Source organism: Amycolatopsis sp. Hca4 (genome assembly GCF_013364075.1).
Taxonomy (GTDB): Bacteria; Actinomycetota; Actinomycetes; order Mycobacteriales; family Pseudonocardiaceae; genus Amycolatopsis.
The window spans coordinates 5,691,794-5,711,221 of sequence record NZ_CP054925.1; the positions used below are offsets into that span (position 1 = coordinate 5,691,794).

The 19,428-nt window shown below is 72.4% G+C and carries 21 protein-coding genes; 6 read left to right on the plus strand and 15 right to left on the minus strand.

Translation table 11 applies throughout. The features are described 5' to 3' along the window. Window positions 1-10: 10 nt before the first annotated feature. Window positions 11-250, minus strand: coding sequence for a glutaredoxin family protein (locus tag HUT10_RS24995; protein WP_103351881.1), 240 nt, complete (start codon window positions 248-250; stop codon window positions 11-13). 10 nt (window positions 251-260) lie between these two features. Next, window positions 261-1,772, minus strand: a complete 1,512-nt coding sequence (locus tag HUT10_RS25000) for an AMP-binding protein (protein ID WP_176173431.1) — start codon at window positions 1,770-1,772, stop codon at window positions 261-263. Window positions 1,773-2,086: 314 nt separating this feature from the next. Between HUT10_RS25000 and HUT10_RS25005 the strand changes: the two genes are divergently transcribed. The 4 genes from HUT10_RS25005 (at window position 2,087) to HUT10_RS25020 (ending at window position 5,318) form a co-directional block, all read left to right on the plus strand. Beyond that, window positions 2,087-2,779: a sigma-70 family RNA polymerase sigma factor gene (locus HUT10_RS25005; protein WP_176173432.1), complete on the plus strand. Its 693-nt coding sequence runs from the start codon at window positions 2,087-2,089 to the stop codon at window positions 2,777-2,779. 113 nt (window positions 2,780-2,892) lie between these two features. Next, window positions 2,893-3,963: a DUF5667 domain-containing protein gene (locus tag HUT10_RS25010; RefSeq protein WP_176173433.1), complete on the plus strand. Its 1,071-nt coding sequence runs from the start codon at window positions 2,893-2,895 to the stop codon at window positions 3,961-3,963. A 74-nt stretch (window positions 3,964-4,037) separates the two neighbouring features. Then, entirely contained in the window at window positions 4,038-4,931 is an 894-nt protein-coding gene (locus tag HUT10_RS25015; RefSeq protein ID WP_254897021.1) for an HAD family phosphatase, read from the plus strand. Window positions 4,932-5,021: 90 nt separating this feature from the next. Further along, window positions 5,022-5,318, plus strand: coding sequence for a hypothetical protein (locus tag HUT10_RS25020; protein ID WP_176173435.1), 297 nt, complete (start codon window positions 5,022-5,024; stop codon window positions 5,316-5,318). A gap of 169 nt (window positions 5,319-5,487) precedes the next feature. Here HUT10_RS25020 and HUT10_RS25025 read toward each other — a convergent pair whose 3' ends face one another. From HUT10_RS25025 to HUT10_RS25080, 12 genes are all read right to left on the minus strand, one after another. Beyond that, complete coding sequence (locus HUT10_RS25025) at window positions 5,488-6,513, minus strand: lysophospholipid acyltransferase family protein (RefSeq protein WP_176173436.1); 1,026 nt, start codon at window positions 6,511-6,513, stop codon at window positions 5,488-5,490. Next, on the minus strand, window positions 6,510-7,553 hold the full coding sequence (locus HUT10_RS25030) for an NAD-dependent epimerase/dehydratase family protein (RefSeq protein WP_176173437.1): 1,044 nt from the start codon (window positions 7,551-7,553) through the stop codon (window positions 6,510-6,512). Before HUT10_RS25030 ends, HUT10_RS25025 begins: the two co-directional genes overlap by 4 nt. 256 nt (window positions 7,554-7,809) lie before the next feature. Continuing rightward, window positions 7,810-7,911: an AURKAIP1/COX24 domain-containing protein gene (locus tag HUT10_RS25035; protein WP_007030867.1), complete on the minus strand. Its 102-nt coding sequence runs from the start codon at window positions 7,909-7,911 to the stop codon at window positions 7,810-7,812. Between the two features lie 155 nt (window positions 7,912-8,066). Then, complete coding sequence (locus HUT10_RS25040) at window positions 8,067-8,282, minus strand: helix-turn-helix domain-containing protein (RefSeq protein WP_013222402.1); 216 nt, start codon at window positions 8,280-8,282, stop codon at window positions 8,067-8,069. Window positions 8,283-8,520: 238 nt separating this feature from the next. Beyond that, on the minus strand, window positions 8,521-9,330 hold the full coding sequence (proC, locus tag HUT10_RS25045; RefSeq protein ID WP_176173438.1) for a pyrroline-5-carboxylate reductase: 810 nt from the start codon (window positions 9,328-9,330) through the stop codon (window positions 8,521-8,523). A gap of 24 nt (window positions 9,331-9,354) precedes the next feature. Next, on the minus strand, window positions 9,355-10,173 hold the full coding sequence (locus HUT10_RS25050) for a thioesterase family protein (RefSeq protein WP_176177994.1): 819 nt from the start codon (window positions 10,171-10,173) through the stop codon (window positions 9,355-9,357). Window positions 10,174-10,303: 130 nt separating this feature from the next. Beyond that, a complete protein-coding gene (locus tag HUT10_RS25055) occupies window positions 10,304-11,116 on the minus strand; it encodes a sugar phosphate isomerase/epimerase (protein ID WP_176173439.1) in 813 nt (270 codons plus the stop codon). Window positions 11,117-11,178: 62 nt separating this feature from the next. Next, entirely contained in the window at window positions 11,179-12,876 is a 1,698-nt protein-coding gene (locus HUT10_RS25060) for a hypothetical protein (protein WP_254897022.1), read from the minus strand. Window positions 12,877-13,039: 163 nt separating this feature from the next. Next, entirely contained in the window at window positions 13,040-14,023 is a 984-nt protein-coding gene (locus HUT10_RS25065; protein WP_176173440.1) for a Ppx/GppA phosphatase family protein, read from the minus strand. A 112-nt stretch (window positions 14,024-14,135) separates the two neighbouring features. After that, window positions 14,136-14,825 (minus strand): response regulator transcription factor, encoded by a 690-nt coding sequence (locus HUT10_RS25070; RefSeq protein ID WP_086680214.1) that lies wholly within the window; start codon window positions 14,823-14,825, stop codon window positions 14,136-14,138. After that, entirely contained in the window at window positions 14,822-16,063 is a 1,242-nt protein-coding gene (locus HUT10_RS25075) for a cell wall metabolism sensor histidine kinase WalK (RefSeq protein WP_176173441.1), read from the minus strand. The genes HUT10_RS25070 and HUT10_RS25075 overlap by 4 nt, the downstream gene beginning before the upstream one ends. A 145-nt stretch (window positions 16,064-16,208) precedes the next feature. Continuing rightward, the gene (locus tag HUT10_RS25080) at window positions 16,209-17,075 is read right to left on the minus strand and encodes an oxidoreductase (protein WP_176173442.1); all 867 of its coding nucleotides are present in this window, start codon (window positions 17,073-17,075) and stop codon (window positions 16,209-16,211) included. A gap of 67 nt (window positions 17,076-17,142) precedes the next feature. On the opposite strand from HUT10_RS25080, the gene HUT10_RS25085 reads away from it, so the two are divergent. Beyond that, window positions 17,143-17,781: a DNA-binding response regulator gene (locus HUT10_RS25085; RefSeq protein ID WP_176173443.1), complete on the plus strand. Its 639-nt coding sequence runs from the start codon at window positions 17,143-17,145 to the stop codon at window positions 17,779-17,781. Then, window positions 17,778-18,650, plus strand: coding sequence for a hypothetical protein (locus HUT10_RS25090; RefSeq protein WP_176173444.1), 873 nt, complete (start codon window positions 17,778-17,780; stop codon window positions 18,648-18,650). Before HUT10_RS25085 ends, HUT10_RS25090 begins: the two co-directional genes overlap by 4 nt. A gap of 1 nt (window position 18,651) precedes the next feature. Here the strand turns inward: HUT10_RS25090 and HUT10_RS25095 are convergent, their stop codons facing one another. Beyond that, complete coding sequence (locus HUT10_RS25095; protein WP_176173445.1) at window positions 18,652-19,401, minus strand: phosphoglyceromutase; 750 nt, start codon at window positions 19,399-19,401, stop codon at window positions 18,652-18,654. Window positions 19,402-19,428 lie beyond the last annotated feature (27 nt).

Genomic DNA, 19,428 nt, shown 5'->3' on the forward strand with positions numbered 1-19,428 from the left:
TACGGACGTGTTACGGCTGCAGGGCGCGCCGCAACCGGTCCTCTTCGACGCGCCAGTACCCGTGCTCGGCGCCGTCGACCAGGATCACCGGGACGCGGTCGCCGTACTCGGCCCGCCACTCCGGGTCGGTGTCGACGTCCTCGGCCTTCCACGCGACGCCGAGCTCCCCGCAGATCCGCGCGACTTCGGCTTCCGCGACCTCGCAGAGGTGGCAGCCGTCCCGGCCCATCACCGTCACTTCGTGCGCCATGGCGTCCTTACTACCGCAACCGCAGGCGGCGCAGCTTCCCGGTGGCCGAGTGCGGCAGCGACTCGGCGAACTCGACCAGGTGCGGCACCTTGTACCCGGCCAGGTGGGCCGCGCAGTGGTCGACGACCTGCTGCTCGGACAGCGCGGCCCCGGCGGCGGGCACGACGACCGCCTTGACCGCCTCGCCGCTGCGCTCGTCCACGACCCCCACCACGGCGGCCTCGGCCACCTCGGGCAGCTCGCCGATCACCGCCTCGACCTCGCGCGGGAAGACGTTGAAGCCGTTGACGATGATCAGGTCGTTGGCCCGGTCCACCAGGTGCAGGTCGCCGTCGGTGTCGAGGTAGCCGACGTCGCCGGTGCGGAACCAGCCCTCGTCGTCGGGTCCGTGGTCGCCGTCGGGCCAGTAGCCGGAGAAGAGGTTGGCGCCGCGGATCGACACCAGCCCGGTCTCGCCGTCGGCCTCGAAGACGTCGTCGACGTCGTCGGGGTCAAGCGGCACGGCCTGGTCGGTTCCGTCGCTGTCCACCAGCCGCAGCTCGACGCCGGGCAGCGGCCGGCCCACCGAGCCTGGCTTGGGGTAGCCGGTGACCAGCGTCGACGTCACCACCGGGGCGCATTCGGTGAGGCCGTAGCCCTCGTAGACGTCGAGGCCTGTGGCCTCCCGGATGGCGGTCAGCACCTTCGGGTGCAGCGGCGCGGCGCCCGAGGTCATCCGCCGCACGGTGGCCAGGCCGCGGCGGAGCTCGTCTTCGCCGAGGGCGGCGAACTCGCCGTACATCGTCGGGACGCCGGTGATCGAGGTGACGCGGTGTTCCGCGCAGTCGTCCAGCGTGCGCTGGGCCTCGAAGCGCTCCGAGAGGACGGCGGTCGCGCCGACGGCGGTGGCCTGCAGGAGGCCGGGCCCGAGGCCGTAGACGTGGAAGAGCGGGATGGTGATCAGCACCCGGTCGTCGTGTTCCAGGACGCCCTCGACCCCGCTGATCTGCTCGAGGTTCGCCAGCAGCGCGCGGTGCGACAGCATCACCCCGCGCGGGGGCCCGGTCGTGCCGGAGGTGTACGAGATGACCGCGATGTCTTCGCCGGATCGGACGGTGTCGGGGATTTCCCCCTCACCCTCCGGGTCGCCGCCGGGTGTGAGCCCGCTCACGCCGTCAGGGAGATCCCCCTCGGCGTCACGCTGGACGACGACCTTCGCGCCGCTGTGCTCCAGCAGCTTCTCGAGCTCGGGCCCGGGCACCTGCGGCGACAGCGGCACGACCACCGCGCCCGCCCGCAGCGCGCCGAAGAAGGCGACCACGAAGTCCACCGACGTCGGCAGCCGCAGCCCCACCCGGTCGCCGGGCCGGACGCCGGCCGCCGCCAGCCGGTGGGCCTGGGCCTGGGCGGCCGCCTCGACCTCGCGGTAGGTCAGGCCGCGCCCGGTGCCGGTTTCGACCACGGCCGGGTGCTCCGGCCACGTCGCCGCGGCCCGCGTGAGCAGCCCGCCGACCCCCGGCTGCGTCCCTCCTGGAGCACTCACCCGCGACCTGCCTCTCCTCGCCCGGCGGGAACCGTTGCAAGTCTGTCATCTGAAGCGACGTCATGGGTGCTGACCGCGAGCGTTCCGTCTGAGCAACCCCGGAACCACTACCTACTTAGCGGTAACAACACGTATGCTGCACTGCGTCGGGCCGGTGGTGTTGATCACCGCCGCGACCGGAGAGAGGGAGTCGCCGTGAGGAACTTGCCTGCCCACGAGGTCGTGGGGCACGCGAGCCGGCCGGCCCCTGCTCGCCGCAGCTCCGGGGGTTCCGTGGCCCGCTGGGTCGAAGCCACCGCCGGAGGTGCCGCCCGATGACCGTGCCGACCGCCGTGAGCCGTGGGCCCGTCTTCATGTTCGCCGAGCGCGTCTTCGGACGGACGTCCGCCGTGCCGGTGAGCAGGCAGGCGGCCGACGACGAGCGCGCCGAGGCGGCGAAGGCCGAAGCCTGGGAGCTGGTGCGGGCCGCGCAGGACGGCGACTCGTCCGCCTTCGGCCGGCTCTACGACCGCTACGTCGACGTCGTCTACCGGTACGTGCTGTTCCGCCTCGGCGACCGCGACCTCGCCGAGGACGTCACCAGCGAGACGTTCCTGCGCGCGCTGCGCCGCATCACGTCGGTCAGCTACCAGGGACGTGACGTCGGCGCCTGGTTCGTCACCATCGCCCGCAACCTGGTGCTCGACCACGTGAAGTCGAGCCGGTTCAAGCTCGAGGTGGTCACCGACGAGGTGACCGAGCCGGGTGCGGCGCCGTTCGTCGTCGGCGCGACCGCCCAGGCCGGCCCCGAGCAGGAGGCGATCAGCCGCGCCACCCGGGCCGAGCTGCTGCGCTGCGTCGCCGAACTGGGCGAAGACCAGCGGGAATGCATCGTCCTGCGGTTCCTGCAGGGCCTGTCGGTGGCCGAGACGGCGGAGATCATGAACCGCAACGAGGGCGCGATCAAGGCGCTCCAGCACCGCGCGGTACGCCGGTTGGCACAACTTCTGCCGACGGGATTGCGCTGAACCCGCGAACTTTTCCGCTCATCGACCGAAACCGGTAACCCTCGCGGCTCCTGGATCGTTACCCCACGCAGACCGGTGTCGGACCGGCCGTGGCCCGGATGGAGAGCAGCGCCGTGAGGTTTGCGCGTGAGCGAGCCGAGAGCGAGCGGTTCGCGCGTGCCCTGGAACCGTCGCCGATACGCCGCGACGGCGAGTTCGCCGACGAGCTCGCGCTGGTCGGCGCCCTGCGCGAGCTCGGCGCGGCCGGTGCCCCCGACCTGGAGACGCGGCAGCGGATCCGCGCGGAGATCGCGGGCCGCCTGGAGACGGCGGCGGCCGCCACGCCACGTCGGAGGTGGCGGCCGCGGACCGCCGACCTGGTGGCCGCCGCGCTCTTCCTCTTCCTGGTGCTGTCCGGGCTGACGCTGGTGCTCTCGCGCAGCGCGTTGCCCGGTGACCCGCTCTACAGCGTCAAGCGGGCCGGCGAGTCGACCGCGCTGGGCCTGACGTTCGGCGAGCAGGAGAAGGGGCGCAAGCACCTCGAGTTCGCCACCAACCGGATCACCGAGCTCGGCGAGCTGGCCGCGGAAAACGCGAGCGAGGCCGACTACCGGACCGCCTACGAGGACTTCGCCGCCGACCTGCGGGCCGGCGTCGCCCAGCTGTCCACCGCGGCGACCAGCGACGGCGGCGGTTCGCAGGCGCTGTCCGACGTCCGGCTGTGGGCCCGCAACCAGGTGACCCGGCTGACCACGCTGCCGCTCCCGGCGGACGCGGCGCCGGTGTTCGGCGAAGTACGGAGCCTGCTGGGCAAGGTCCAGGAGCGCGCGAGCGGCCTGGTGGCGCGGATGAGCTGCTACACGATCACCAACGGCACCGCGGACGAGCTGGGCCCGCTCCCGGCGACCGGCGAGTGCACGCAGCGGCCCGCCCCGGCCGCCGGCGGCCAGCCGACGTCGGCGTCGGTCGCGCCCTCGTCGGCGGACAGCACGACACCGACACCGACGGGCACGCAGCTGCCGCCGTCGGAGGCCGCGTCGACCCCGGGCATCCCGGCGCCGACCGGCGGGGTGACGCCGCCACCGGTGTTCGGCCAGCCGACGACGACCACCCGGCCGCCTGCCCCGGCCACGACGACGTCCCAGCCGCCGCTCATCTCGCTGCCGCCGCTGCTGCCGGGCCTGCCGCCGATCGTCATCGGCTGAGGTCCGGCCCACACCTGCGACGACACGGTGGGCGGCTCGCTACGCTGTGCGAAGGAGACGTGGAGGCGGTGTACGTGTCAGCTTGGCGTGGCAAGGACAAGAGTCAGGAGCTCGAACGGCTCGCCGCGCTCGCGGGCGAAGCGTCGGCAGAGGCCGCGGCCGCCCACGCGATTTCCGAACCCCCGGCCCCGCCCGCACCGCCGGACCTCACCGCGGCGGCGTTCTTCGACGTCGACAACACGATGATGATGGGCGCGTCGATCTTCTACTTCGCCCGCGGCCTGGCCGCCCGCAAGTTCTTCACCTCGGCCGACCTGGCCGGGTTCGTGTGGGGCCAGATCAAGTTCCGGCTCGGCGGCCGCGAGAACAAAGAGGACATCAAGACCCACCGCGAGCGCGCACTGTCCTTTGTGGCCGGCCGCACGGTGGCCGAGCTGACGTCGATCAGCGAAGAGATCTACGACGAGCTGATGGCGGACAAGATCTGGTCCGGTACCAGGGCGCTGGCCCAGATGCACCTGGACGCGGGCCAGCGGGTCTGGCTGGTGACGGCCACCCCGATCGAACTGGCGGCGATCATCTCCCGCCGCCTCGGGCTCACGGGCGCGCTGGGCACGGTGGCGGAGACCCGCGACGGCGTCTACACGGGCCGCTTGGTGGGTGACCTGCTGCACGGCCGCGCGAAGGCGCACGCGGTCCGGGCGCTGGCCTCGCGCGAGGGGCTGAACCTGAAGCGCTGCACGGCGTACTCGGACTCGGCCAACGACATCCCGATGCTGTCGGCGGTGGGAACCGCGGTGGCGGTCAACCCGGACGGCGGGCTGCGGGACGTGGCCCGGGCACGCGGCTGGGAGATCCGGGACTTCCGGACGGGCCGGAAGGCCGCGAAGATCGGCGTGCCATCGGTGCTGGGGGCCGGAGCGCTGGCGGGCGCGGTGGCGGCCGGAATGGCTTACCGGCGCCGCTGAGCCGCGCATTTCATGTCGTCCACCTGAGTACGCGAGTCGTCGGCCCAGGTACGCGAACCGACCACTCGGGTACGCAACCCGACCGCCCAGGTGCGCGAGCCGACCACTCGGGTACGCAAGCCGACCGCCCGGGTACGCGAGTCGACCGCCCAGGTGCGCGAGTCGATGCAACGGGTTCAGGAGTCGCGCACGTCCAGACCGTGCCGTGGCCGGCCCCGGCCGTTCAACGCCTCCGATGACGAGCGGCCCGGGACGCGGTTCTGGCTGTCCAGCATGCTCGACGAAGCGGTCGTTCACGGTTTCGAGGCGGCCGCCGCGGCAAACCGGCCGTCGGCATTCAACACCGACATCGCGGCCGCGCCCATCATCAACCACCTGACATGCTGACCTCGCCCACGTCGGAGGTGCCGCGGCCCGAGTCCGCGCCACCCATCCCGGGGCACCGGGGAGACCGTGCGGCTGCGCTAACCCGCCGGCTTCCGCTCACCGAGACCACCGTCGAGGGCGACACCGAACTGGCTCGACAGCGCCCGCCCACGTCAGCGGCTGACCGGGCTCAGCCGCGGAAAACCGACTTCCGCTGCGAGAGCCGCTGGTACAGCGTCTGCTGGATCGACTCGCGCACCTGGTCCGTCACCTGGAACACCAGCATCGGGTCGTCCACCGCGTCCGGGCCGAACGAGTCCGTCGCGATCGGCGTTCCGAACTCGATGCTCCACTTCGTCGGGAGCGGGACCGCGCCGAGCAGGCCCATCATCGGGAAGAACGGCGTCACCGGGAAGTACGGCAAGCCGAGCATCCGCGCCAGCACCTTGATGTCGCCCAGCTTCGGGTAGATCTCCTCCGCGCCGATCACCGACACCGGGATGATCGGCACACCCGCCTTCAGCGCCGCCGACACGAAGCCGCCGCGGCCGAAGCGCTGGAGCTTGTACCTGGACGCGAACGGCTTGCCCACCCCCTTGAAGCCCTCCGGCCACACCCCGACCAGCTCGCCCTTGCGCAGCAGGCGCTCGGCGTCCGCGTGGCAGGCCAGTGTCTGGCCGGACTTGCGGGCGAACGAGCTCACCAGCGGCACCTGGAACACCAGGTCCGCCCCGAGCCCGCGCAGGTGACGGCCGCCGGTTTCGTCGTGGACCGCCACCGCCGTCATCAGGGAGTCCAGCGGGATCGTGCCCGAGTGGTTCGACACCAGCAGCGCGCCGCCGGTCGCCGGGAGGTTCTCGACGCCGTACGTGTCGACGCGGAACCATTTCTTGTACAGCGCGCGCAGCGGCGGGAGGAACAGCGCCTCCGTCAGCTCGGGGTCGAAGCCGAACTCGTCGACCGTATAGTCGCCCGTCAGCCGGCCGCGGATGAAGCCGAGCGCCGAGCGCGCGGCGGCCGAGAGCGGCTCGTCCGGCGCCGGCCGGTCGACGCCGCCGGGGAAGGCGACGACCGGTGCCTCCTGCTGCTCGCGGACGTCCTGCACCGCCTCCGGCTTCTCCCGGCCCGGTCCGTGCAGGGGGATGACCTGCGCCTCGGCACCGCCCACCGTTCCCGCCTCGCTTCCGCCGTCGTCCAAGTCGAAGTACCTGGTCATCGGCTCTGCCCGGTAGCCGCGGCCACCAGCACCCGGCCGGCCAGCCCGGCCAGCTTGCCGCCGTCGAGCACCGGGCGGAGCCCGCGTCCGACGATGTAGTCGTCGAACGCCTCACGCGTCGTCCACCGCGGGGTGTACCCGAACTCCTGCTTCAGCTTGGTGATGTCGACGACCCGGCCGAAGTTCAGCAACCGGACCTGGTCGGCGGAGAAGTCCACGACGCGGGCGCCGCGCAAGACCTTGCCGACCGACGGCACCACGCTCCGCGGCATCGGCAGCTCGACCCGGCCGGCTCGCCGGATCGCCTGCGAAAGGGTGAGTACCCCCTCGGCGCCGACGTTGAACACGCCGGGCTTGTCGTGCAGCGCCGCCCGCTCCAGCACGGACAGCGCGTCCGCGGAGTGCAGCAGCTGGATGCGGGCGTCGTAGCCGAAGACCGTCGGCACCACCGGCAGCGCGAAGTAGCGCGCCAGGACGGTGTCGGTCTCGGGGCCGATGATGTTGGCGAAGCGGAACAGCGTCGTGGTGATGTCCGGGCGGCGGCGCACCAGGCCGCGCACGTACCCCTCCATCTCGACGGCGTCCTTCGCGTACCCGCTGGTCGACGTCGGGATGAGCTCGGAGTCCTCGGTGAACACCGCCTGCGAGCGGGCGCCGGCGCCGTAGACCGCCGCCGTCGACTTGACCACCAGCTTCCGGACCAGCGGCGAGCGCTGGCACGCGGCGAGCAGCCGCATGGTGCCGATGACGTTGACTTCCTTGATCGCCGTGCGGCGGCCCGGCCCGGCCGGGTGCGCGGTGACGGACGCGTGCACCACCGTGTCGACCTTGGCCGTGCTGATCACCTTGGCGATCAACGGGTTCCTGATGTCCGCGCGGACGAACTCCGCGTGCCCCATGCGCTGCAGGACGGTCTTTTCCGGCGGGACCGTGTCGACACCGATGACCCGTTCGAAGTCGGGGTTGTTGCCCAGCCGGGCGAGCAGTTTCCCGCCCAGTTCCCCGGCGACCCCGGTGACGAGCACGATGTTCGACGGCATGCGACTCCCTGCGGCGTAGGGCAAGTGGGGGGTGGACGGTCACCCGAGGCGCGCGAACCAGCACTCACTGGAAGCATCGCGCGGACGCCCTTGAGATGTTACCGCTCATCAGTGGTAGCTCCGGGCCGTCTTACGTGCTATTAACCGCCACCCCCGGGGAAAGCGACGAACGCCTCACTCGAACGGGGGGAAACCGCCCACAACATGGACGTGGCCCGTCCAGAGACTGGACGGGCCACGGTCACGCTCAGCAGGCTTACTTGCCGGCCTTACGACGCTGGACGCGCGTACGGCGAAGCAGCTTGCGGTGCTTCTTCTTCGACATGCGCTTACGGCGCTTCTTGATCACAGAGCCCATGGGCGCTCCTTAGTTAGACGTCGGTCACGCTGCCCGGCGCAGCGTCCAACGGGTGGAGCGCACAGGCACGAGCGGTTTTCCAGGTTACCCGTCACGGTTCGCGGGCCGGTCAGCGGGCACGTCGTAGCACGGCGTGCCGCTGGCCGGGGCGTGGATCAGCCCACGTCGTAATACGCGCCCTGGAGGTACTCGTGCACTGCTTTCTCCGGCACCCGGAAGGACTTCCCGACCCTGACGGCGGGCAGCTCACCCGAGTGCACGAGACGGTAGACGGTCATCTTGGAGACCCGCATCAGCGTGGCCACCTCGGCAACCGTCAGGAACTGGACCTGCCCGACGGCGGGCAAATCCTCCTTCTTGTTCGGCGACATGTTTACCGCGTCCTTCGACACGTGTCGCGCCACGAGGCTTCCCCACCTGTGGTATCGACACGCACGTGCTCTATCGAGAGTAGCGGGACTGGTGGGACTAATGCGACGCCTGTCACCGAGATGGGCCCCTACCAGGGCTAACGCACAAGCACCCGCGCGTGCAAGACCCGGGCGATCGCCCATTACGGCGAAAACGGGCGCGCCGGAGCCCCGCGGGCGTTCCGGTTCGACGAGGCGGTCAGTTCTCGTGGGCCTTGCCGAGCTCCACCGACCGGTCCTTCGCCGCCTCGATGGCGGCCAGCAGCGCCGCCCGCACCCCGTGCTTCTCCAGCTCCCGGATCGCGTTGATCGTCGTCCCCGCCGGGGACGTCACCGCCTCGCGCAGCAGGACCGGGTGCTCGTCGGACTCCGCGAGCATCTTCGCCGCCCCCACCGCCGACTGGATGATCAGCTGCCCGGCCAGCGCGCGCGGCAGGCCCAGCAGGATCCCCGCGTCGATCATGGCTTCGACCAGGTAGAAGAAGTACGCCGGCCCGGACCCGGACAGCGCCGTGACGGCGTCCTGCTGGGCCTCCGGCACCTCGACGACCTGCCCGACGTGCGCAAGCAGGTCCCGCACGACGGCGAGGTGCTCGGCGGTCGCGTACCGGCCGGCCGAGATGGCGCTCATCGCCTCGTTGACCAGCATCGGCGTGTTCGGCATCACCCGCACCACCGGCACGCCCTCGGCCAGCCGCCGCTCGTACAGCGAAGTGGGCAGCCCGGCGCACAGCGAAACCACGAGGGACGACGGCCCGAGCAGCGGCGCGAGCTCGTCGAGGACGGGGTCGATGTCCTGCGGCTTGACCGCGACGACCAGGATGTCGGCCCGCTTGGCCGCCTCCTCGACCTCCACGCCGCGGATGCCGTAGGTGCTGGTCAGCTCCTCGACGCGCGCCGGGTAGCGCTCGGTGAAGAGGAGGTCGCCGGCGTCGTGGCCGCCGTGCAGCAGCCCCGAAAGCAACGCCTCGCCGATCTTGCCCGCACCCAGCACCGCGATGACCGTCATGGGAGCAAGCGTGCCAAACGCGGCTCAGCCGCCCGGGGCCGGGGCCAGGCCCAGCTGGCGGGCCTGGCACACCAGCCTGCCCAGTGCGTCGACCACGGTCGCGTCCGAGTCGAACCAGGACTCGTGCACCGACCGGGACTCGACCACCACCCGCAGCCAGCCCGGGGCCGGGCGCGTCCGCAGCAACGCCGTCAGCTGGACCGTCGGCGCCCAGCCGATGCGGCCCAGGTTCATCACCACCGGCGGGTTCACGTCCGACGCCAGCAGCGAGAAGTACGGGTCGACCAGGCTGTGCCGCGGCCGGACCCACAGCCGCATCCGGGGCGGCTCGCCCGTCCGGCCGGCCAGGTACCCCGCCGTCGCCGGGTCGAGGCGGACCTCGCAGCCCTTGGCCAGGTTGAAGGGGCCCTCCGTGCTCTCGGCCATCGCCAGCGCGCCGGGCGGCGGCTCGGCGGGCATCGACGGCACGTCGGTCCACTCCGGGCGGCGCATCGGCAGCCGGCCCGTCGTCACCCGCGCTTCGACGCAGCTGCGGCCGCGCTGCTCCAGCCGGACCTCGACCACCGTCGCGCGGCGGCCGACCTTGCGGACGTCCGTGCGCAGCAGCACCGGGCCGAGCGCGGGCGCGTGCAGGAACTCGGCGCTGACGACCAGCGGCTCCGCGTGCGGCTCACCGCGCTCGTGCAGGGCCGCGATGGCCGCACGGGCCAGCAGGGCGAGCAGGAAACCCCCGTGCGGGTGCGAGCCGATGGCCCATTCCGCACGCAGCACCGCGGTGAAGGTGCCGTCCCCCAGCGACCGCGCCGCACTCGCCGTGTCGAAGGACACGGCGGTGCCGTCCATTCCGCTCACGAACGGTCCGCGCCATTTCGGGAATCCGGGTAAGTGCCGAGCAACGAGAGCGACGGGTTCACGGTCCGAACTTTACGGGTTCAACCGGCGGAAATGCACTCGGGCGTGGATAAGCGGCGCGTTATTGGCCGAGGTGGAACCGCGCGAACAACAACGCCTCGGCCAGGTCCCGGACCCGCTGGGCCGCGGTGACGGCGTGCCGGGTGTTGATCTCCAGCACGATCTGACCCGCGAAACCGTTGCTGACCAGCTTCTCGAGCAGTTCGGCGCAGGGCTGGCCGCCGCGGCCGGGTACCAGGTGTTCGTCCTTCGGGACGCCGGTGCCGTCGGCCAGATGGACGTGCGTGAGGCCGTCGCCCATCCGCTGCGCGAGGGCCAGCGCGTCCATCTCGGCTGCCGCTGTGTGGGACAGGTCGAGCGTGTAGTGCCGGAACCCGACGTCCGTCGGATCGATCGACGGCCGGAACGCGGAGACGCGCGAATTCTTCGATCCACCCGGTGGCCGGACCTTGAACATGTTTTCGACGGCGATTTCCACGCCGCTCGACTCCTCCAGTTCGGCGACCAGATCACCGAACGCGTCGCCGTACCGGCGCTGCCAGCGGAACGGCGGGTGAACCACCACGGTGCGCGCGCCGAGCTCGACGGCGGCGTCGACCGACATCCGCAGCCGCACCGCCGGGTCCGGCGACCAGATCCGCTGGGTGATCAGCAGCGACGGCGAGTGCACCGACAGCACGGGCACGCCGGTGCGCCGCGACCACCGCCGCAGCGCCGTGACGTCCTGGCTGACCGGGTCGGCCCAGACCATCACCTCGACGCCGTCGTAGCCGAGCTCGGCGGCCAGCTCGAACGCCGTCCCCGCCTTGAGGGGCCACACCGACGCCGTGCTGAGTCCGACGGGGACCGGCTGCTCGTCTGTCACGGGCGCCATCCTGCCTCGTCACGACCCGTGCACGACGACGCCGGGCCGCCAACGCGACGCGGATCACGGGGTCAGCGGCCGACCAGCAGCAACGCCGCCGGTGACACCGTCACCACCAAGCCCACCAGCACCGCCAGGACGGTGGTCTGCAGGTCTTCGGCGCGGCGGATCTTCCGCACGATCCAGACCAGCGCGACCACCACCAGCAGCGCGGCGATCAGCGCGGCGGCCGGGATGTTCACCCACAGCCAGTTGAAGCCGAGCCAGACGGCGGCCCCGCCGACCACGCCCATCGCCAGCTGGCCGGCCAGGGCCAGCCACTGCTTGCCGGGCGAGGCCGCGGGCTCCGGCGCCGCGACGGGCTCCGGTGCGTCGTCGTACTCGTCGTCTTCGTAGCCTTCGCCCTGCTCGTAGCCGTAGTCGTCGTGCTCGAAGTCCGGGCCGTCCGCCGGGTAGTCGTCGGCGAACTCGCGTTCGTAGGGCGCGAGGTCGTCCGGGATCGGCGCCCGCGAGGCCCGGTCACCGGGCGCGAACGGCATCGGCGGCGGGTAGGCGCCGGTCGGCGGGCCGGCGTCGTAGGCGGACTGGTAGCCGCTGCTCTCCGGGGCGAAACCGTCGGGCTCGAAGTCGTCCTCGGGGTAGCCGTCGTCCTGGGCGTCGGTGGGCACCGCCGGCATCACGCCGATCTCGGTGTCCTCCATCTGCTCCTTCTGCCGCCGCTTGCGCCAGTTCGCCAGGCCGGCGGGCGAAGACGGCTCCGGCGGCGGTTCGGGCTTCTTGCCCTTCGGCGGCACCGGCGGGGCGGGCGGCTCGTCGTCGGGGACCGCCGAGAACTGCTCGGTGTAGTCCTCGCGCTTCGGCTCCGGACGGCGGGCCGGGGCCCGGCGCGGCCTGCCGGGCGCCGCGGGCGGCGTCGCGAACGTGCCGCTGGCCATCGGGGGGCCCGGCGGGACGTCGATGTCGGCGTCCGGGGTGCCGTTGAGGCCGTCGAGCCGGGCCGAGAGCGGGCCACCGGGCGGCGGGGGCACCGGCAGCTGCTGGGACGGCTGGGGCGGCGGCACCGGCAGCTGCTGCGACGGCTGCGGCGGGCCGGGACGGCGCCGGACCGGCGGGACCGCACGGGTCTCCTCGGCCGACGCCGGGGGTGCCGGCAGCTGCTGCGACGGCTGCGGGGGCTTGGGCAGCTGCTGCGAGGGCTGCGGCGGCGGCACGGGCAGCTGCTGGGACGGCTGCGGCGGCGGAGGCTGGCGCCGCGGCGCGGCGCGCGGCGGCACCGGCAGCTGCGCGGACTCCTGCGGACGCGCGAACTGGCCCGACTCCTGCGGCGGCCGGGCGAACTGGCCGGACTCCTGCGCGGCCGGGCGGGTGTACTGGCCGGACTCGGCGCCACCGGGGGCGGGCCGCGCCGGGGGCGGCGGCACCGGCCGGGGCAGCGGCTGGGAATCCTGCGGCATCGCGCGGGGCGCGGGCGGTGGCGGGGACGACGGCTCGGCGCGACGGCGGCCTGCCGGTCGCGCGGGCGGAGCCGGCGGGGGCGTCGTGCCCTCGGCGGCCACCCGGTCGATGATCGCCTGCGGGCCGGTGTCGCTCACCCCGGGCCGCCGGTGCGAGCCGGTCGCGCCGGGCGGGGTTTCGGGGGTGCCCGGTTCGTCGTCGTCATCCGCGGCGCGCCGACGGCGACGGCGTCCGCCGTCGACCTGGGCACCGTGCTGGGCGAGCAGCTCAGCCACGGTCTTCTGCGGCTGGTCGCCTCCGGTCTGGTCCGTCATACCTGGTGATCCCCTGCGCGCACCGTGTTGCCACTTGTGGCACCTCGAGGAGCGGTACCCGACGGCACACCGGCGGCGCCACGCGCGCTGTACACCGACCTCTGCATGTCCGTCACCTCTCCACCGTGCCCGTTATCCGTCCGGGAAGTCCAGCCGCGTGCTTTCACCGGTCCTCCTGTGCGCCGAAGCGCCCCGCGAGGGCGGCTCCAGTCTCATCCGCGCCGTTCCAATGGTCCAGCCGCCGCAGGATGACACCCTCTCGCAGAGCCCACGGGCAGATCTCGAGTTCCGGCACACCGAGCGCCCGCATCGTGGCCTGCGCGACGAGCGCACCCGCCACGAGCTGGTGCGATCGGCTCGAGCTGACGCCCTCGAGCTGCGCCAGATCGGCCGACGGCATCCGCGAAATGAAGGCCAGGAGCTGGCGCAACGCGGTGTCCGAAAGCGTACGTCGGACGCGCGGGCCCGCGGCCGAGGGGGCGGCGCCGGTCAGCCGGGCGAGCGAGCGGAACGTCTTCGACGTCGCCACGACCCGATCGGGTTCACCCCATTTGGTGACCTTCCGCGCGAGGTCGGTGAGCTGGTCGTCCAGCCACGCCGACGTGGCGACGAGCTCCGACCGCGTCGGCGGGTCGTGCTTGAAGCGGGTCCGCGTGGTGCGGCCGGCGCCCAGGGGCAGCGATTCGGCCAGCACCGGCTCCTCGTCCCGGCCCATCGCGATTTCGAGGGAGCCGCCGCCGATGTCGAGCACCAGCAGCTGCCCGGCCGACCAGCCGTACCAGCGGCGGACGGCGAGGAAGGTGTGCCGGGCTTCGTCGACCCCGGAGAGGACCTGCAGGTCGACGCCGGTCTTGTCGGCCACGCGGGCCAGCACCTTGGCGGAGTTCTTCGCTTCGCGGACCGCGGAGGTGGCGAAGGCCATCAGCTCTTCGCAGCCGAGCCGCGCGGCGGCGTCCTTGGCGGATTCGACCGCGGTCACCAGCTCGTCGGCGCCGGCCTTGGAGAGCTCGCCGCCGGGGGTGATCTGCTCGGCCAGCCGCAGCACCGACTTCTCGGAATGCATCGGTGTCGGGTGGGCGCCACGGTGGGCGTCGACCACGAGCAGGTGGACGGTGTTGGAACCGACGTCGAGTACCCCTAGGCGCACGGGGGTCCAGGGTACCGGCCGCAGCGGCAGGTCTCGAACATGTAACCGAAAACACTCGGTGCGGCTTCGCCCCGGCGCGCCTCCGCCGGGGCGTTACCGCACCAAAAAGGACTTACGTCTCGAACTTGTAGCCCAAGCCGCGCACGGTGACGAGGTGCCGCGGCGAGCCCGGGTCCGGTTCGATCTTCGAGCGCAGCCGCTTCACGTGGACGTCGAGCGTCTTCGTGTCGCCCACGTAGTCCGCGCCCCACACCCGGTCGATCAGCTGGCCGCGGGTCAGCACCCGGCCGACGTTGCGCAGCAGGTACTCGAGCAGGTCGAACTCCTTGAGCGGCAGCGACACCTCGGCGCCGTCCACGGTCACCACGTGCCGCTCGACGTCCATCCGGACCGGGCCGGCCGACAGGACCAGCGGGGCCAGCTCGCCGTCCGTGCCCGGCTCGCCGCCGCGGCGCAGCACCGCGCGGACGCGCGCGATCAGCTCACGCGCCGAGTACGGCTTCGTCACGTAGTCGTCCGCGCCCAGCTCCAGGCCCACGACCTTGTCGATCTCGCTGTCACGCGCCGTCACCATGATGACCGGCACGGCCGAGCGCTGGCGCAGCTGCTTGCAGACGTCCGTCCCGCTCATCCCGGGCAGCATCAGGTCGAGCAGCACGATGTCGGCGCCGTTGCGGTCGAACTCCTCCAGCGCGGCCTGGCCGGTGCCGGCCACGGCCGCGGTGAACCCTTCCTTGCGCAGCAGGAAGGCGAGGGGGTCGGCGAACGACTCCTCGTCCTCGACGATGAGAACCCTGGTCACAGGTTTCCTCCATGATCTGGGCTGTCCTGCCCGGTAACCACGAGCCTCGGGGTGCGCTCGGGGGTCTTCTCCTGCCGCGGTGCCGGCGAGGTCTTGCCACCCCGCGCCGGCTCGGTGGCCGGTTCGGGGCGGACGTGCGCGGGGATGCGCAGGGTGAACGTCGAACCGGTGCCCGGACGGCTCCACAGCCCGACCGAGCCGCCGTGGTTGGCCGCCACGTGCTTGACGATCGCCAGGCCGAGTCCGGTGCCGCCGGTGGCGCGCGAGCGGGCCTTGTCGGCGCGGTAGAAGCGCTCGAAGACCCGCTGCTGCTCCTCTTCGGCGATGCCGATGCCGCGGTCGGTGACGGCGATTTCGACCATCCCGTCCGCGAGCCGCCTGCTGATCGACACCGGGCTGCCGGCGGGCGAGTACGCGACGGCGTTCTCCAGCAGGTTCGACAGCGCGGTGACCAGCAGCGTCCGGTCGCCCTCGATGAGCAGGTCGCTGGGGCTGTCGGTGGTGATCCGGATGTCGGCCGACTCGGCCGAGAGCGTCGTCCGGCCGAGCGCCTCGCGGACGACGGCGTCGACCTCGACGACATTGAGGTCCGGCAGCCGCTCGGCGCCCTGCAGGCGGGACAGCGCGATCAGCTCGGTGACGAGCTGGCCCAGGCGCGTGGACTCGCGCAGGATCTTGCCGCCGAAGCGGCGGACCTCCTCGACGTCCTCGGCGGCGTCGAGCACGGCCTCGGTGAGCAGCGCGATCGCGCCCACCGGCGTCTTGAGCTCGTGGCTGACGTTGGCGACGAAGTCGCGGCGCACGGCCTCCAGCCGGATGGCCTCGGAGTGGTCGACGGCCTCGACGACGGTGAAGCCGTCGCCGAGCGGCCGGACCTGGCCGAGCACCGCCTCCGGCTGGCGGCCGCGCGCTTCGAGCGGCGAGAGGTCGATCTCCAGCGGTTCGTCGGTCTCGACGACCTGCTCGGCGGCCTTGCGGGCCCGCGGGTCGGCCCGGTTGACCTTCACCAGGCCCAGCTCGTAGGCCCGCGGGTTGTGCAGCACCATGTCGCCGAACCGGTTGAGCACGACGACGCCGTTGTTCGAGGAGCGGACCAGCCGTTCGAGGAGCTCGGCGACGGTCGGGCCCGGCGGCCGGGCCTCCTCCCGGCGGGTGCGCGCCCGCGCCAGCAGGTAGCCGACCACCGCACCGGCCACCAGAGCGCCGATGGCCAGAGCGAGTGAAACAGGCGTGGTCACAGGCCGATCGTAAGCTGAGAAGTGGGCTTCCGGCCTAGCGTTGTCCGCCTTGTCGTGAGCACCGCGACACCTGCGGAGGACATGTTCGCCGGGGCTTCAGGCGGCGTTCACCCGATCGATTCCCCGGCGAGACATTCCGGCGAAATCACCCGAGCGCCGCCAGGTCCTCTTCGGTCAGCTCCAGCGCCGCCGCGGCGACGTTCTGCTCGAGGTGCCCGACGTCGCCGGTGCCCGGGATGGCGAGCACGTGCGGGCCCTGGTGCAGCGTCCAGGCGAGCCGCACCTGCGCCGGGGTGGCGTCGTGCCGCCGGGCGACCTCGGCGACCCGCGCGTCTTCGCCGGTGCCGCTCGCGACGGCAAAGAACGGCACGAAGGCGATCCCGCGCTCGGCGCACATCCGGACGAGTTCATCGTCCTCGCGGCGGGCGGTGAGGCCGTACTGGTTCTGGACGCAGACGACCGGCGCGATCCCGAGCGCCTCGGTGAGGTGTTCCGGGCCGACGTTGGAAATGCCCAGCTCGCGGATGAGACCTTCCTCGCGCAGTTCGGCGAGCACGCCGAAGCCGTCGGCGAGCGAGCCTTCCCCGCGGTCGAGGCTCTGGCCGATCCGGTAGTTGACGACGTCGAGGTGGTCCAGGCCCAGCTCGCGCAGGTTCTCCTCGACCTGGGCGCGCAGCTGCTCGGGCCGGGCGGTGTAGAAGTTGCCCGCGAAGTCGCGGCCGGGGCCGATCTTGGTGGTGATCACCAGGTCGTCGTACGGCGCCAGCGCGGTGTTGAGCAGCTCGTTGGCCGAGCGCGGCCCGGCGAAGTAGAACGCGGCCGTGTCGAAGTGGTTCACGCCCAGTTCGACGGCCCGGCGCAGCACCGCGATCGACGTCTCGCGGGCGCGGATCCCACCGTCCGAAGTGGACATCAGGCGCATCGCGCCGAAGCCGAGCCGGTTGACTTCGAAGGAGCCGAGCTGCCAGGTGCCCGCCGCGGCGGCGGGAGTGGTGGTGGTGTTCGTGGTCATGGCTCCAGCCTTCCGGCGGCGCCCGGTTGACCACCGGTTTTGGCATCTTGCTGCCACACTGGAATGCGTGGAGAAGGTGACTGACGTCGTCATGGTGCGCGGCGAGGCGGAGCTGTTCGAGCGGACGGGGCACCTGTTCGAGGCCGCCACGGAGATCTCGTGCGCGGCGCGCGACCTGCACACGTGGTCGGTGGCGCACCCGAACGTGCCCGAGCGCGAGCACTCGGTGCGCGGGATGACCGTGCGCAAGGTGTACCAGCCCGGCGTGCTGCTCGACGCCGCACTGGCGGAGCACCTGCGGACCATGGCCGGGAACGGCGCCCGGATCCGGATCACCGAGCGCGAGATCAACGAGACGATCATCCTCGACCGCCGGATCGCGATCGTGGCAGGCGACCAGGTCGGCGGCGTGCGCGGCTACACCGTGCTCAGCAGCCCGGCCCTGGTGCAGGGCATCCAGTCGCTGTTCGAAGCGGCCTGGCACGGCGCGATCGAGCTGGAGTCCTACCAGGCGAGGTTCACCGAGCTGGGCGCGCGGGAGATCCTGGAGCAGCTGGCCTCGGGCTGCAAGGACGAGACGGCGGCACGAGTGCTCGGGGTCAGCCTGCGCACCTACCGGCGGCGGGTGGCGGAGCTGATGGAGCTGCTCGGCGCGTCCTCCCGCTTCCAGGCCGGGGCCCGGGCCCGCGAGGCCGGCCTGCTGTGAGGCGGGCGCTGCCGGCGCTGGCCCTGCTGGTGTCCGCGTGCACGGTCCCCGGCACGGCCGTGCCGGTCGGCGGCAACCTCGCACTGGTCGACGCGCAGCGGACGGGCGCGGCCCTCGACGCGGTGAAGGCGGCGGCGGAGGCGGTGTTCAGCTACGACTCCGGCAGCCCCGGCGCCTTCGACCAAGCCGTCGCGGAGAACGTCACCGGGGCGGCGAAGGCCCAGCTAACCGCGTTGTTCGAGCAGATCAGGACGAACCCGCAGCCGGTGCACCTGGTCACCCGGGTGCGGGAGGCGGCCGCGCTCGAGTTCACCGGCGACCGGGTCCGGGAGCTGGCCGTGCTCCAGCAGGAGAGCGGCACCTCGAAGGGGCTGGCCACGGTCGCCTTCACCGCGGTGCGGGACGGCGGGCGCTGGCGGCTCTCCGACATCGCGCTGAACCCGGCCCAGCCGGCACCGCCACCGCAGCCGGACGACGGCAGCGCGGGCGGGCTGCGCGATGCGGCGCTGGCCGGCGCCCGCACGGCGGCGGGCGCGCTGTTCACCACCGACAGCGCCGACCCGGAAGGCAGCTACGCGCGTGCCCAGGCCGTCACGGCCGGGCCGCTCGCGGACGACTACCGCGCGAAGAAGGCGTCCTACGTCGAGGCCATCCGCGCCAGCGCCACGAAGGTGGCGCTGGGCCCGGACCCGATGGCCGGGGTCGTCGCGCTCACCGGCGGCCGGGCGGTCGTGCTGTTCTTCACGACGCTGCAGGTCACCGACGCGGCCGGCCGGGTGACCAGCCGCCCCTTCACGACCGAACTCGACGTCGTCCGCGAAGGGGCGGGCTGGAAGGCGACCGGCGTGCGGCCGGTCACCACGGCCTAGCTCAGCGGCCCTGGTTCGCCACCGCGGCGGCGGCTTCCCTGGCGGCCTCGGGGTCGAGGTACTCGCCGCCCGGCTTGACCGGCTGCAGGTCCTCGGTGAGGTCGTAGCGCAGCGGGATGCCGGTCGGGATGTTCAGGCCCGCGATGTCGGCGTCGGAGATGCCGTCGAGGTGCTTGACCAGCGCGCGCAGCGAGTTGCCGTGCGCGGCGACCAGCACGGTCTTGCCCGCGCGCAGGTCCGGCACGATCTCGGACTCCCAGTACGGCAGCAGCCGCTCGACGACGTCCTTCAGGCATTCGGTCAGCGGCGCGGAGTCGCCGAGGTTCGCGTAGCGGGGGTCGCCCGCCTGGCTCCACTCGTCGTCCGGGTCGATCGGCGGCGGCGGGGTGTCGTACGAACGGCGCCAGAGCATGAACTGCTCCTCGCCGAACTCGTCGAGCGTCTGCTTCTTGTTCTTGCCCTGCAGCGCGCCGTAGTGGCGCTCGTTGAGGCGCCAGTCGCGCTTGACCGGGATCCAGTGCCGGTCGGCGGCGTCCAGCGCGATGTTCGCGGTGGAGATCGCGCGGCGCAGCAGCGAGGTGTGCACCACGTCCGGCAGCAGGCCGGCGTCGGCCAGCAGCTGACCGCCCTGGCGGGCTTCGCCCTCGCCCTGCTCCGACAGCGGTACGTCCACCCAGCCGGTGAACAGGTTTTCCGCGTTCCACGTGCTCTGCCCGTGCCGCAGCAGCACCAACGTCCCAATCTCGGCCATGTCCCACAGCCTGCCAGAACGCACCAC

What these genes read in the sequence shown, in the direction of transcription:
- HUT10_RS24995 (WP_103351881.1), bottom strand. Translation starts at nt 250, where the DNA reads ATGGCGCACGAAGTGACGGTGATGGGCCGGGACGGCTGCCACCTCTGC.
- HUT10_RS25005 (WP_176173432.1), top strand. Translation starts at nt 2,087, where the DNA reads ATGACCGTGCCGACCGCCGTGAGCCGTGGGCCCGTCTTCATGTTCGCC.
- HUT10_RS25025 (WP_176173436.1), bottom strand. Translation starts at nt 6,513, where the DNA reads ATGACCAGGTACTTCGACTTGGACGACGGCGGAAGCGAGGCGGGAACG.
- HUT10_RS25030 (WP_176173437.1), bottom strand. Translation starts at nt 7,553, where the DNA reads ATGCCGTCGAACATCGTGCTCGTCACCGGGGTCGCCGGGGAACTGGGC.
- HUT10_RS25035 (WP_007030867.1), bottom strand. Translation starts at nt 7,911, where the DNA reads ATGGGCTCTGTGATCAAGAAGCGCCGTAAGCGCATGTCGAAGAAGAAG.
- HUT10_RS25040 (WP_013222402.1), bottom strand. Translation starts at nt 8,282, where the DNA reads ATGTCGCCGAACAAGAAGGAGGATTTGCCCGCCGTCGGGCAGGTCCAG.
- proC (WP_176173438.1), bottom strand. Translation starts at nt 9,330, where the DNA reads ATGACGGTCATCGCGGTGCTGGGTGCGGGCAAGATCGGCGAGGCGTTG.
- HUT10_RS25050 (WP_176177994.1), bottom strand. Translation starts at nt 10,173, where the DNA reads ATGGACGGCACCGCCGTGTCCTTCGACACGGCGAGTGCGGCGCGGTCG.
- HUT10_RS25055 (WP_176173439.1), bottom strand. Translation starts at nt 11,116, where the DNA reads ATGGCGCCCGTGACAGACGAGCAGCCGGTCCCCGTCGGACTCAGCACG.
- HUT10_RS25060 (WP_254897022.1), bottom strand. Translation starts at nt 12,876, where the DNA reads ATGACGGACCAGACCGGAGGCGACCAGCCGCAGAAGACCGTGGCTGAG.
- HUT10_RS25080 (WP_176173442.1), bottom strand. Translation starts at nt 17,075, where the DNA reads ATGACCACGAACACCACCACCACTCCCGCCGCCGCGGCGGGCACCTGG.
- HUT10_RS25095 (WP_176173445.1), bottom strand. Translation starts at nt 19,401, where the DNA reads ATGGCCGAGATTGGGACGTTGGTGCTGCTGCGGCACGGGCAGAGCACG.